This is a genomic window from Mycobacterium sp. IDUB_1 (assembly GCF_055419625.1).
This window is the reverse complement of sequence record NZ_JBVAYA010000001.1, coordinates 1,604,608-1,618,041: the sequence shown is the minus strand read 5'-3', so window position 1 is coordinate 1,618,041 and position 13,434 is coordinate 1,604,608. Positions and strand designations below refer to the sequence as shown.

10 protein-coding genes and 1 pseudogene are annotated in these 13,434 nt (G+C 66.6%); 2 read left to right on the top strand and 9 right to left on the bottom strand.

The annotated features are described in order from the left end of the window. Positions 1 to 27 precede the first annotated feature (27 nt). Both ACZYYX_RS08345 and ACZYYX_RS08340 read right to left on the bottom strand, forming a co-directional pair. Positions 28 to 573 (bottom strand): peptidoglycan DD-metalloendopeptidase family protein, encoded by a 546-nt coding sequence (locus tag ACZYYX_RS08345; RefSeq protein ID WP_463813951.1) that lies wholly within the window; start codon positions 571 to 573, stop codon positions 28 to 30. Positions 574 to 583: 10 nt separating this feature from the next. Next, positions 584 to 1,930 (bottom strand): hemopexin repeat-containing protein, encoded by a 1,347-nt coding sequence (locus tag ACZYYX_RS08340; RefSeq protein ID WP_463813950.1) that lies wholly within the window; start codon positions 1,928 to 1,930, stop codon positions 584 to 586. Positions 1,931 to 2,075: 145 nt separating this feature from the next. On the opposite strand from ACZYYX_RS08340, the gene ACZYYX_RS08335 reads away from it, so the two are divergent. After that, positions 2,076 to 2,636, top strand: coding sequence for a thiaminase II/PqqC family protein (locus ACZYYX_RS08335; protein WP_463813949.1), 561 nt, complete (start codon positions 2,076 to 2,078; stop codon positions 2,634 to 2,636). A gap of 4 nt (positions 2,637 to 2,640) precedes the next feature. On the opposite strand, the gene ACZYYX_RS08330 is transcribed toward ACZYYX_RS08335, so the two are convergent. The 7 genes and pseudogenes from ACZYYX_RS08330 to ACZYYX_RS08300 form a co-directional block, all read right to left on the bottom strand. Next, a complete protein-coding gene (locus tag ACZYYX_RS08330; protein WP_463813948.1) occupies positions 2,641 to 3,978 on the bottom strand; it encodes an MFS transporter in 1,338 nt (445 codons plus the stop codon). Positions 3,979 to 4,097: 119 nt separating this feature from the next. After that, entirely contained in the window at positions 4,098 to 5,597 is a 1,500-nt protein-coding gene (locus ACZYYX_RS08325) for a serine/threonine-protein kinase (RefSeq protein WP_463813947.1), read from the bottom strand. Between the two features lie 81 nt (positions 5,598 to 5,678). Beyond that, positions 5,679 to 5,939, bottom strand: a pseudogene (locus ACZYYX_RS08320) (cupin domain-containing protein); the annotation flags it as partial. Positions 5,940 to 5,948: 9 nt separating this feature from the next. Then, positions 5,949 to 7,334: a WS/DGAT/MGAT family O-acyltransferase gene (locus ACZYYX_RS08315; protein WP_463813946.1), complete on the bottom strand. Its 1,386-nt coding sequence runs from the start codon at positions 7,332 to 7,334 to the stop codon at positions 5,949 to 5,951. 30 nt (positions 7,335 to 7,364) lie between these two features. Continuing rightward, entirely contained in the window at positions 7,365 to 8,069 is a 705-nt protein-coding gene (locus tag ACZYYX_RS08310; RefSeq protein ID WP_463813945.1) for a mycothiol-dependent nitroreductase Rv2466c family protein, read from the bottom strand. Continuing rightward, the gene (locus tag ACZYYX_RS08305) at positions 8,066 to 8,845 is read right to left on the bottom strand and encodes a maleylpyruvate isomerase family mycothiol-dependent enzyme (RefSeq protein ID WP_463813944.1); all 780 of its coding nucleotides are present in this window, start codon (positions 8,843 to 8,845) and stop codon (positions 8,066 to 8,068) included. The genes ACZYYX_RS08310 and ACZYYX_RS08305 overlap by 4 nt, the downstream gene beginning before the upstream one ends. 55 nt (positions 8,846 to 8,900) lie before the next feature. Next, positions 8,901 to 11,243 carry a CocE/NonD family hydrolase gene (locus ACZYYX_RS08300; RefSeq protein WP_463813943.1) on the bottom strand — a complete coding sequence of 781 codons (2,343 nt, stop codon included), beginning with the start codon at positions 11,241 to 11,243 and terminating at the stop codon, positions 8,901 to 8,903. Positions 11,244 to 11,782: 539 nt separating this feature from the next. Here ACZYYX_RS08300 and ACZYYX_RS08295 point away from each other — a divergent pair. Next, positions 11,783 to 13,417 carry a fatty acyl-AMP ligase gene (locus ACZYYX_RS08295; RefSeq protein WP_463813942.1) on the top strand — a complete coding sequence of 545 codons (1,635 nt, stop codon included), beginning with the start codon at positions 11,783 to 11,785 and terminating at the stop codon, positions 13,415 to 13,417. Positions 13,418 to 13,434: the final 17 nt, after the last annotated feature.

Below are 13,434 nucleotides of genomic sequence, written 5' to 3'. Positions count from 1 at the left end.
CGCCCCCTCATGTCGTGATGACTGGTGCTAACCGACCGCAGGCGCCGTGCCGTCCTGGTTGAAATTGACGGTTGCGGTGTCCGTGACAGTCAAACTCTGCATCAGCTCGTACAGGCTGTCCACCCCGTGGTAGTTCGCAGGCACCAGGGCGCCCACGATCTCGACCAGCGCCATGTGCACATGGGGTGAGATGCCACCGAATTCGTACACGGTGCCAAGGACGTCGCCCCGCGAGATCTGTGAACCGACGGCCAACCCGTCCGGCACGTCGCTGATGTGGGTGTAGAAGCCGCCCATACCGTCGTTGGGAGAGCGCATGAACAGCTGGGCGCCATACCCTCTGCCGTTGGCCTCGGTGCCGTCGACGGCCGGGTTGTGGGGGTTGTACCGGGTGATGTGGGCGTCGAACGCTGCGTACACGACGGTACCCGCAGGTGCGCCGAGGTCCATGCCGTAGTGGTTGTACCACTCCGTCTGGGCAGCGTGCCCCCCTTGACCCGGGCCGCCGAGGCCACCGGTGAAGGCGCCGGCGTCGAACACGCCGTTCATGTCCATCGAAAATGGTTGTGCCATCATCTGTCTCCTATGCCAGTGCCGCGCGTACTGCGGCGGGAACGTTCGGATCGTCACGGCTCAGTTCGACACCAGGGACCCAGCCCTCCATGTCTTTCACCGCGTCCTGCACGGCGCTCATCTGCGCGTCGGTCAATGTGCTGATCACCGTGGTCTCCGGCACGCCGGCGGCAGACGCGGCCTTGGCCCCGTAGACATCGGGCTTGTTGTGGCCGTCCTCGGCCGGCGCCCACCGATGGAACGCTTCGGTGATGCCGAGGTCGCGGTATCGCCCTGCGGGCCACTGCTTGGCACCCCAGTTCTTGGCGGGGTAGCCACCTTCCAAGAGCACTCGACTGATTGCTTCGCGTCCGGCTTGCTCGCTCGGGAACACAAGGAAACTGTGCCAATTGAACTTGTTCATGTATTGGCCCCAATTGGTGCCGCCCTTGACGCCGGTGATGTTGCCCGGGTTGTTGTCCAGCCACGCGAAGGTACCGGCGAATCCTGTCATGTGGGGTTGGCCGCGCCGAAGTATCCCGTCGGCGTGCACCACGAAGTTGTAGATCTCCTTGCCGTGCCCGCCGTAGTCAGTCTTGTCTTTCGGATCGAGACGCTTACCGTCGAGGCCGTCGAACCAGTCGAAGCGGGGAATGTCCTGTGCGACGGAGATATTGCCGTTCCAGTACCACACGTGGTCGCCGGGTACCAGACCGGCGATAGATGTCTGGTCGCCACCCCCACCGCCGCCAGACCCGCCGGTGAGCTTCAGCCAGGCAGCGTCGACGTGACCAGCGAGACCCGTCCAATAGTCTGCGGTGGGCAACGGGTAACCGTCGGCGACTCCGACGCCGACTTCGTAGCGGACGTACTGGTCACCCTTGAAGAAGTAGGCGTTGCCGTTGTCCCACATAACCGCACAGTCGATGGAGTCGGCGAAGCCCGCTTCGGCCATGCCCGGCCAGTTGCCGGCGATGAGCCCGGACGCATTGGGATCCACTGTGTCGGTGGCGATGTCGTACTCGATGTAACTGTCGCCGCGGAAGAAGTAAGCTTTGCCATCACCCCAGTTGACAACAGCCTGGATGGTGTCGCCGAACCCGTTCTCGGCGAATCCGCCCCAGTTGCCGGCGATCGGTCGGACCTCGCCGTCGACCGCATTGCTGGCCTGGTCGATCCGCACATAGTTCGAACCCAGGAAGAGGTACAGCTTGCCGTTGCCGAGATCGAATGCGCTATCACAACCACTCGCGAATCCTGTGGCGTCGATGCCCGACCATCCATTGCTGATCGGCTTGGGATATCCGGCATCGACCCGGTCGGCTGCGGTGTCATATCGCGAGTAGGTCCCGCCGTTGATGAAGTACGCCTTGGCCATGATGAGCCCCTTTTCCGTGATGACGGCGGCCGCTGATGTCAGCCACTGTGCTCCCGACCGGCACCGAACACACGAGTAGTGCTCTACTCGACATTGCGAGTAGTAGTGCGTCCTGTCCAAGTACCCGCACGATTACTTTGTCGGTATGCATGATTCACTCTGGACGGCAGCCACCCAGCATCTGTTCCTCGACGCCGTGCGGGACGGCAGCATCAGTACCGCGGCATTCGACCGGTGGCTGGTCCAGGACGTCCTGTTCGTCACCGACCTACTGACCTTCCAGGCTCGGCTGTTGGCCCGCGTACCCCGCCCCGCACAAGAAGTGGTGGCCGGCGGATGCGTGGCGCTGGTCGCCGAACTCGACTGGTTCGAGGTGAAGGCCTCGGAGCGCGGACTCGACGTCGAGGCCCACGCGCTGCCGGCGACACTGGCCTACCGCGAACTGCTCACCCGCCTCGATGCCGAGCCCGCCGACGCCGCCCTCACAGCGCTGTGGGCGATCGAGAAGGTCTACCTGCTCGCGTGGTCGCACGCCAGGTCCGACGACTCACCGTTCGCGGAGTTCGTCGAACATTGGACAGTCCCCGAATTCACGTCCTATGTGGAAGGACTCGAGCGGGTGGCCGATCCGGACACCCACGCCGACCTCGTCCGCGAGGTCCTCGAGCACGAGATCGCGTTCTGGGACATGGCGCTGCAGCGGTAGCAGCTCACGCGCGAAACGCCGATCCCCGTTCTCGGTCGAGGTAGGTGTCGGCCTTGTTGCGCAGGAAGAACGCGTACACGACCAACGAGATCGCGATGCAGACGGTGACGTAGCCGATGAACAGTGGCACCTGGTCACGTTCCTTGAGCGCCTGGTAGATGAGCGGGGACGTACCGCCGAATATCGAGTTGGCGAGCGCGTAGCCGACACCCACGCCGAGCGCCCGGATGTGGGCAGGGAACAACTCGGACTTCACCAGCGCGTTGATCGAGGTGTATCCGGTCAAGATGATGTATCCCGCGGCCACCAATGCGAACGACGTGAGCGGAGAACGTGTCTCGGGCAGGAACGTAATCAGCACGTAGGTGTAGAACACTCCGCCGATGCCGAAGAACACCAGCATCGGCTTGCGACCTATCCGGTCGCTGATGATCCCGCCGATCGGTTGCAGCAGCATCAGGAAGACGAGCCCGGCCAGGTTGATCCACGTCGCCGTCATGCCTTCGCCCTTGTACGCGGTCTTGACGATGGCCGGCGCGTTGACGCTGTAGGTGTAGAACGCCACGGTGCCGCCGAGGGTGATCAGGAAGCACATGAACAGCGGGCGGCGGTACTCGGTGAACAGCGCGCGCATCGACCCGGCGCCAGGATCCTCGCCGGCCTTGGCCGCCTCGATCACGTCCTCGGACAGCGACTCGTCCATCGTGCGCCGCAGCCAGAACACCACGATCGCGGCCACACCACCGACGGCGAACGCGATGCGCCAACCGAACTCGCGGAGCTGTTGGTCGTCGAGGAAGGTCTGCAGGATGAGCAGGGTGAACTGCGCGAGCACATGTCCGCCGACCAGCGTCACGTACTGGAACGACGAGAAGAACCCCCGCCGCTCCCGCGTCGCCGCCTCCGACATGTACGTGGCCGACGTGCCGTATTCGCCGCCAGTCGCGAAACCCTGGACCAACCGGGCGAGGATCAGAATGATCGGCGCCGCGGTGCCGATCACGGCCTGCGACGGCACGATCGCAATCACCAACGAGCACAACGCCATCAGCGACACGCTGACTGTCAGGGCCGCCCGTCGACCCCGCCGGTCCGCGAAGCGCCCGAAGAACCACGACCCCACCGGCCGCATGACGAACGTGATCGCGAAGATCGCGTAGACGTACACCGTCGAGTTCTTCTCGGACTCATCGAAGAACTGGCCCTCGAAATAGGTTGCGAACACGGTGTAGACATAGACGTCGTACCACTCGACGAGGTTGCCGGATGACCCTCGGATGGTGTTCCAGATCGCCCGCCGGGTTTCGGCGGCACTCGACCGCGGCACTGCGGTGGTGGTCATCGGAGCCCTCCCCTAGTTGCGTAGCCGTACTGTACGAGCGAACCACCCAGCGTGGGGCCTGTGCACGCAAAATCGACCAGACGCGTGCGCGAGGCCCACGCTCGAGCACCCACAGAGGGTCAGTTCGAACCGTATTCGACTGCCGCCTCGCGATCGGTGCCGCGACTGCTGGACACCGTCAACTGGTCGGGCTGCACGCTGTACACCAGGCCGTCGGCGGGGTTGACGGCGGTGAACCCGTCGCCGGAGCGCTGCGCGTTCTGGATTTCGAGATTCGCCCCGTCGCGCAGGCGCTCACCGCGGTAGTAGTAGCTGTCACCGGACCTGCACACCACAGCCAGCGACTGAGCGGTGCGGATCGCGGCCGCCGCCGAGTCGCCGCTGTCGCAGCGCGCCGAATGCCCCACGAAGCCTTGCGAATCCGTGCCGGAAACGCCGCTGATCGGCCGACTGTTCGACGTTGTCGTGGTTTCTGCTGACGTCGTCTCCTCAGCGGACGACGTCGACGACGGCGCCGACAGGCGGGTGGTGGGTGCGGTCCCGGTGTCGCCGCCGCTGAACACCAGCACCAGGGCGAGAACCGCGGCGGCAGTGAGCAACACGATCGTGGCTGCCATCAGCGCCACCTGACCTCGGCTGAACCGCTGCGCCGGTCGCGGCGGAGACTGCGGAGCGGGCGCGTAAGGCGGCGGCGGTTGCGTCGACGAGAAGCGCCGCGTCGACGGCGGCGGAGCTGCCGGCGCGGCCGGGCCAGCACTCGGCCCGACCGGCAGGACCGGCGCAGCACTCGGCGCACGCTCGGCCGCCGCTCCTGCCGCCCGCGCGAGATCCCCGGCGGAGGTGTAGCGATCCCCGGGCGCCTTCGCCATCCCGCGGGCCACCACGTCGTCGAACGCCCGGCTGATGCCGCGGCGCATGATGCTCGGCCGCGGCGGCGCCGAGAACATGTGAGCGCTCATCACCTGGCGCACGTCACCTGCCTCGAACGGCGCTCGGCCCGTCAGCGTCTCGTGGAGCAGACACGCCAACGAGTACACATCGGACGCCGGGCCGCCGCGTTCCCCGCTGAACCGCTCCGGTGCCATGTAGTCGCACGACCCGACGACCAGTCCCGTGGAGGTGACGGTCGCCTCACCACCGCCGTGGGCGATGCCGAAATCCACCAGGTAGGCGAAGTCGTCGGGCGTCAGCAGCACGTTCTCCGGCTTGATGTCGCGATGCACCAGGCCGTTGGCATGTGCGTCGTCCAACGCCGACGCAACCTGACGGATGACCGCCACCGCGCGCCGCGGCTGCAGAGCGCCATGGGCGCGCAGCACCTCTTTGAGGCTGGCCCCCTCGACGAGGCGCATGTCGATGAAGAGCACACCGTCGATCTCGCCGAAATCGTGCACGGGGATGACGTGGGGTTCCTGCAGGCGGGCCGCAATCCGCGACTCGCGGCGGAAACGCTCCTGGAAGCTTCCGTCCGCGGCCATCTCCGGGCGCAGCAGCTTGATCGCCACCATGCGCTCACGCGCCGTGTCGTAGGCGCGGTACACCTCACCCATTCCCCCGACGCCGAGCAGGGAGCGCAGCTCGTAGGGTCCGAACCGCGTCCCCACGCGTGGGGTGCTCACTGTTGGCTTCCTTTCGTCGCGCCCTGTTCGTGTGACCCCTCCGACCGAAGAGGAAACCTACCGGGTGAGCGTCCGGTGGTGTCAGCGAGCGGTGACGCGCAAATGCCTCCGTGCCCGCAATTCGTCCTCGCCGACCAGCACCAACATCGGCGTGTCGGGGGTGCACAACATCGTGACCAGGAAACGTAGCCGCGCATCGCTGCGGAGGTTCGCGTCCGAATAGTGAATGACATCACCCCCGGGCTCCCAGAACGCCTCGCCCGCCCGCACCGCGCCCGCGCTGCCCGGCGAGTAGTCGACGAAGACCGTCATCGCGTGGTCACCGTCCGGGACAGCCCGCGGCGAGCTGGGTCAGCAGCCCCGCAGCAGCTCACCCAGCTCGACGTCGAAGCGATCGGCCAGATCCCACAGGTCATCGACCAGCTGCGGGCAGGAGATGACGCCCACGTTGAGCCGGTGGCCCACCGACATCACCGTGATGTTGAGCCCGGAACCGTGGAAGATCGGGCCGAGCGGGTACAGCCCGGTCACCTCGGCTCCACAGCTGTAGAGGGTCGCCGGCGGTCCCGCGACGTTGGAGATCACCACGTTGTGGATGGCTGTCCGGGTCAGCGGGGTTCGCGACAGCAAGGCCAGCATCCAGCTGTACATGTTGCGCGAGAGCAGCTGCGCCAAGTCCACGAGCAACGTAGGCCCCAGGGAGCCGCTGTGCTCTTTGGCCCTCTTGTCGGATGCGGCAATCGTGTCGAGCCGCTCCTGCGAGTCGGCGACATCGGTGTGGAGGTTGCAGAACATTCCGGAGAGCTGATTGCGGCCTGGGCGGTCGGACTGGCCGTGCACCGACGACGGCACGACCGCGATCAGCGGCTTGGCCGGCAACTCGTCGCGGTCGGCCAGATACCCGCGCAGGGCACCTGCGCACAACGCCATCACCACGTCATTGACCTTGACGCCGTAGTGGTCCTTGACCTTCTTCACGTCGCCCAGGTCCAGCTGCACCAGCGCGATCGATCGTTCCGACGTGAGCTCTGCGTTGAACCGTGTCCTCGGCGCGGTGAAGGGCGCCGCCATCGCGGTGCCCGACACCGCCCGGTTTATGGTCTTGACCACCATCGCCGCGGTCTCGGGAACCACCCGCGTCAACTGCCACGGCCGCGTCACGAAGCGTACGAACCCGTCGGCGGCGATCGCCCATGCCGGCGCCTCACCCGGGCCCTCGACCGGGGCCGGCGGCGGCGCATCCGGTTCGAGGTCGCAGAGGGTCTCCAATAGGTTCGCCGCAGACACGCCGTCGACGGCGGCATGGTGCACCTTGATCATCAGAGCCAGCGGACCACCGGCGTCGAGCGACGCCCCGTCGACACCCTCGATGACCCACATCTCCCACAGCGGCTTGCTGCGATCCAGCGGGATGGAGGCGATGTGCCCGCACACGTCCCCCAGCTCCTTGCGTCCGCCCGGCGACGGCAGAGCGATCCGGTTCAGGTGGCGGTCGAGGTCGAAGTCCCGGTCCTGCACCCACACTGGATGGTCGAGGTTGAACTGGCTGTCACCGAGCTTGGCACGCAGTTCGGGCAGCGCTTTGATGCGATCACCGATGTCGCGACGGAACCGTTCGTAGGCGAATCCACCCGGCACCGTCGACGTGTCGACCAGCACCACCGACGAGACGTGTAGCGGCACCGTGGCAGATTCGCTGTACAGCAGACCTGCGTCGAGACCACCCAGCCGTTCCACCGCAGCGAGGTACCCGTTGCGGTGGAGTCGTCAAACTCCCGGCTCGTCGAACTGCACGACCTCGCCGCGGTTGATCGACACCCAGTCCCTGGCCTGCAGGTAGGGGCGGAACGTCTCGGTGATCGCCTGCTGGTCGGCGGCCGTCTTGGGCCGCTGCAGCTCGTAGAGGTGCGGGAACTCGGTCCACGCCACGACGGCGTGCCAGAGTCGCAGTGCCGCCTCGCCGGTCGGCGGGTCGATCAGTACCGGCCCGAACAGGCACTGACCGTCGGCGAAGAACAGCGTCGGCACCCCGTAACCGCCGGCGGCGACGACGCGGCGGTGATCGGCCAGCACCTCGTCGTTGGTGGTCGGGTCACCGATGGCCTCGTCGACCAACCCCGGTTCGAAGCCGAGCTCGGCGAGGAGGTGCCGGGCCACTCCCTTTTCGTGCGGCTTGTGGCCGTCGACGTGCAGGGCACGGGCAGCCCGCTCGTACCACGCGTCCACGGCGGACATCGACTGCCGGCGCAGCAGCGCCCCGATCCGCATCATCGACCAGCCGTAGGACCACTCCCGCTCCCACGGGTGTTTCTTGCCCTCCTGGCGGTTGATCTCCTCGAGGCTGAAGAACCGCCAGTTCACCGTGATCCCGGTGAGATCGCGCACCTCGCGAATCCAGCGAGACGTCTGGTAGGCGAAGGGGCACATCACGTCGAAGTGGAAGTCCACGGCGACAACCGAATTCGGTGTCACATCGTGAACCTCAGGTTGCGTGCGGCGCGGTCACCGAGTTCGCCGGTGCCGGTCCAGCGGATGCGACCGGCATCGATCTGCGCCTGGGGGTCGATGCGGCCGGACGCCAGTTGAATGAAGGTGGTGGAGTCGGTGGTGACGACGACATCTGGGTCGTCGAGGTGGTCGACCGCTTTGGCCTTGCCGTCGACGCGCACATTCAGCGTCCGCACGACCGGACCGGTGAGGTCGAACGTGATGCTCGTGCCGTCGGGCAGGCCGATCTTCTTGCCGACGATGTAACCGATCGAGCTGTCGACCTGGTCCAGCGCCAGTTCCGCTGCGACGCCGCCGTCGTCGCTGGACAGGCCCAGCGCGGTGGTGATGTCGCGTTCGTGGACCCAGATGTCGAAGACCCGGATGGCCAAGAACCGGCCGTACGTGCCGGGGCCGACGGGCATCCAGGACGGGCGGTCGTAGTCCTCGGGCGACAGCGCGGCGAGATCGCGGCGCCGCTGCTCGAAGACCGCGCGCATCTTCTCCGGATACGGCGTCGGGTCGGCGACGAACTCGGCCGCCCGCTCGAACGGGGGCAGAGCGTCGACGCTGTCGGGCAGCCACCCGGCGAGCACGGCCTCGATGCTGACGACGTGGTCGAACACGCCACGCACGGTCCAGTCCGGGCACAGCGACTGGGCGTGCCAGTCGGCGTCGCTCAGATCCGCCGCGAGCTTCTCCATCGCGGTGTAGCAGTGCTCGAGTGCTGTGCGGATGTCGTCAGGAGTGCGGGAGGGCATGCCTCATCCTCGGTCACGCGAGCATGCGGGCGACAGTGTTTCGACTGATCTGCCCTCAGGCCGGGATCGCCGCCGCCGGAGCGTCGGCGGCCAGCGTCGGGAGCTTGATCGTCATGCCGTCGACGGTGATGCGGCCCCACGAGTAGAAGTTCAGGAACTTGATCGTGGAGGTGACGAGCTGGACCGTCACCGATTCACCCGGCTGCAGAGTGTGCGCCACCTCCTCGAGGGAGTACGTGACCTGGCGCGTGACGCCGTCGAGCGTCACCGGAATGGGTGTCGCCTGCGTACCGAGAACCAGGCCGGTCTTGTCGTCGACGATCTGGGCGTAGACGTGCTTGGCGTTGCCGCGGCCCGAGTAGGTCAGGGTCAGCGCCGGCGCACCGACGATGTGCGTGAGATCCTGCGCCGGAGGCACTTTCAGATTCACCGCATTCAGCGCGGGGCCGGCTGAGGCGATACCCAGCAGTGTCTGCAGCGGTCCGTGGAAGAGGATGCGGGGGTCGGGCCCCGAGCCGCCGAGGAACGGGATGAACGGAATGGTCTTCGGGTCGTCTTCGGTCGCGATGATCGGGTCGCCGTTGTCCACCGGGTACGTGCCGGAGCTGTACCAGACCCCGTTCTGGTCGGTCCACTCGAATTGCGGCCCGGTGGAGACGCGTTCGTCGCCCATCACGTAGTGATCCAGCCAGTCCATGGTCCGGTCGAGGATCACCTCGCCTCTTTTGGGCTGGCTCAGGCACGCGCCGTGGCCACCGCAGTACCAGATCACCTTGGTGGTGGTGCCCGCGGCGAGGAGAGCCTGGGCGTTGGCATCGGCCTGGCTGAGGGGGAACAGCGTGTCCACTGTGCCCTGGATCAGCAGGGTCGGCGCGGTGATGTCCTTGATCTGGTCGGCGAAGCCGAAGCTCTCGACCAGGTCGAGGTCGGACTGCTTCACCTTGCCGAACAACACACCCATGACGGCGACCGGGAGGATGCGCGGGTGTTCGCGCGCCAGCGTCAACACCAGGACTGCAGGCAGCAGGGTGCCCCAGGCGCTGTTGACCGCACCACGGGGGAAGAGCACGTCGACGAGGTCGTTCCACGCGATCGTGGGCACGATGGCATCGATGCGGTGATCGATTGCAGCAGCAGACAATTGGATACCGCCGCCGTAGGAGGCACCGACCATGCCCAGGCGCGGATCGTTCGTCGCGTCGAGTCGCACGTACGGAAGCGTCGAGAGGAAACTGATGATGTGGGAGACGTCGCGGCCCTCGAGATCCGGGGAGTCCAGATGCATGATGCCCCCGGACCGCCACTCACCCCGCGGATCCCACGTGACCACGTTGTAGCCCGCTGCCCGCAGCCTGCCGATCCCGATCACGTCATACGGAAGCAGGCTGTCGTTGTGCAGCGCCAGCGACGTCGACCCCGGCAAACCGAGGCCGGGACCGTCGAGAACCGTTGGGGCTTGGCCCGTTTCGTCGAACGTCAGCGACGGCATCACGTTGACGAAGATCCGGGTTCCGTCGAACGACGTGACCCAATAGCTCTTCGGCTGCGGCGTCCCCGGCGGGTCGAACCGGTTGAGGGGGAACCCGATGATGGGCTGCAGCGCATCCCCGACGAGCGGAAGAGCATGCAGCGTGCGGACGATCGGCGTGAAGACGAACGTGCCGAGCACCGGGATGCGCTGCAACCAGAACAGCGGCGGGTGCACCTCCTCGACCGTGACCCCCTCCGGGATCGGATAGCTGTCCGCCACCTGGCTCGTGGCCTGCGCGGCGGCGACGGTAGGCGAGGTGTCGTCGGTGGCCTCCCGACCGGCCGCCACCACCGACATGACCAGCGATGCCAGCCCGGGCAGCGTCGGATCGTCGCCGACGTTCGCGTCGGCACGCTTGGCGGCGATCCGCTCCCGCAGTGATGTCAGAGCGCGTGCGGGCTCCTGCGCAACGGCCGCGGCCACCTCGGGTTCGTCCTGCCCGACAGCCGCCTTCTTCGTCCAGAAAGGCTTCTGCACGATCGGGGGTACCTCGGCCACAACCGACTCGACGCGCGCCACCTCGGGTTCTGCGACGGTGTCGACGAGCCGGATCGCGGGCGGCGCCTCGTCTGCCTTCGCAGCCGGTGTGGTCGCCGCCAGCCTGTGCCGGTTGCGGACGGGCCTGGTGTCCGCATCCGGCTTGTCCGCCGAGGATCGCTGCGCCTTCAGTGTCTTGAGCGTCTTCCGCGGCGCCTTCGAGGTCGGCGATGCCTGCGATGTCGATGTATTGGACGTCACCGAGGGTGTGCTGGAGGAATCGCCGCCGTCCTCGGCCGCAGCGACGCCCGCACCTGCGAGAACCGCGGCTCCGATCCCCAGTGCGACTGCCAATCCACCAACACGACCCACACATGATCCCGCACCCATGGACAAGTCTTACCGCGTCGAGCCCCGGCCGCGGGGCGGATTCGACCCTTTTCTTACCGAGGAGTCAGTTCGATCTTCATCGTTGACGGCGGGTCACCGCCGATCCCGCGCGGGGACACGCTAAGGTTGCTGCGGGTTGATTCCTCAGCTTCCCGGAAACGTCGCGGCGGCGATCAGATCCCCGCCGACTCTCTGACTCGACGTCAGCCGACCAGTCATGGATGTCGGTGCTCGAGGGATCACGGTTGAGATACAGCTACTACGACGTGCATCTCGTTCGGCGCGCTCTGCCGTTGATCGAGGTTCGTATCGGTACAGTCGGTGCGTCCGACACAGTGCCCCTCGTTCCGATCGGACCGGGGACCGTCTGGGGTGACCCCGAGGAGGTCACGCGTTACCGCCGCCCGCTCCGGGGCGGCAGTGGTCGAATTCCAGCGACACCCCGCACGAGTAGCGGCCCGCAGCGGTATCCGCGCGGACCGGCCATCCGAACACACCCTTCATCGTCCTCTGCAGACGTGAAGCCATAGGGGCCTGTCATGAGCGTTTTCACCGAAACGATGTATTCCAACGCCCGGTCCAGCACCAAGGGGCTGAACACCGGCGAACCGCATGCACCCGTTCGCCACACCTGGGCGCACGTGCACGAACGGGCTCGCCGGGTGGCCGGCGGACTGGCCGCCGCCGGCATCGGGCCCGGCGACGCCGTCGCGGTTCTGGCGGGCGCCCCCGTCGAGATTGCGCCCACCGCGCAGGGCATCTGGATGCGCGGCGCGAGCCTGACCATGGTGCATCAACCCACTCCGCGAACCGATCTCGTGCGCTGGGCCGAGGAGACCACCGCTGTGATCACGATGATCGCCGCACGCGCCGTGGTGATCTCCGATCCGTTCATGGCCGCCGCGCCTGTCCTCGAGTCGCTGGGCATGACGGTGCTGACCATCGAGGGACTACTGGGTTGCGCGCCGATCGACCCGCTCGACACTGCCGACGACAGCATCGCCCTGATGCAGCTGACCTCGGGGTCGACGGGGTCGCCCAAGGCCGTGCAGATCACGCACGCCAACATCGTCGCCAACGCCGCGGCGATGACCGTCGGCTGTGATTTCGACGTCGACACCGATGTGATCGTGAGTTGGCTCCCCTGCTTCCACGACATGGGAATGACGGGCTACCTGACCGTGCCGATGTACTACGGCGCGGAGCTGGTGAAGATCACCCCGATGGATTTCCTGAGCGATATCCTGTTGTGGCCCAAGCTGATCGACAAGTATCGCGGCACGATGACCGCTGCACCGAACTTTGCCTACACCCTGCTGGCCAAGCGGCTGCGGCGGCAGGCCGAACCGGGAGCGTTCGATCTCTCGTCACTGCGCTGGGCGCTCTCCGGTGCCGAGCAGGTCGACCCCCTCGACGTCGAGGATCTCTGCGACGCCGGCGCGCCATTCGGGCTGCGGCCCGAGGCGATCATCCCCGCCTACGGAATGGCCGAGACGACCGTCGCGGTGTCTTTTTCCCAGTGCGGTGGCGGCATGGTCGTCGACGAGATCGACGCCGACCTGATGGCCGTACTGCACCGCGCGATACCTGCGACCAAAGGCCACACCCGCCGGTTGGTCTCTCTGGGCAAGCCGCTCGAAGGCCTCGAGCTGCGCGTGGTCGACGAGGACGGCAGCGAGCTGTCGCCCCGCGGCGTCGGAGTCATCGAGGTCCGTGGCGACCCGGTGACGAAGGGCTACACCACCGTCGCGGGATTCCTCGCTGCACAAGATGATCGAGGATGGTACGACACCGGCGATCTGGGCTACGTCACCGAGACCGGCGAAGTCGTTGTCTGCGGGCGGCTCAAGGACGTCATCATCATGGCCGGTCGCAACATCTACCCGACCGACATCGAACGCGCCGCGGGCCGCGTCGAGGGGGTCCGACCGGGTTGTGCGGTGGCAGTGCGCCTCGACGCGGGCCTCTCGCGGGAGACATTCGCAGTAGCAGTCGAATGCAAAGACTTCCGCGATGAAGCCCAGGTGCGCCGGGTCGAGCGAGCGGTCGCCCACGAAGTGTTCGCCGAGGTCGACGTTCGCCCGCGCAACGTTGTGGTGCTCGAACCGGGGACCATCCCCAAGACCCCATCGGGCAAACTCCGGCGGGCGCACGCACTCTCACTGGTCAGCTGACGAGACCAAGGTCTTCT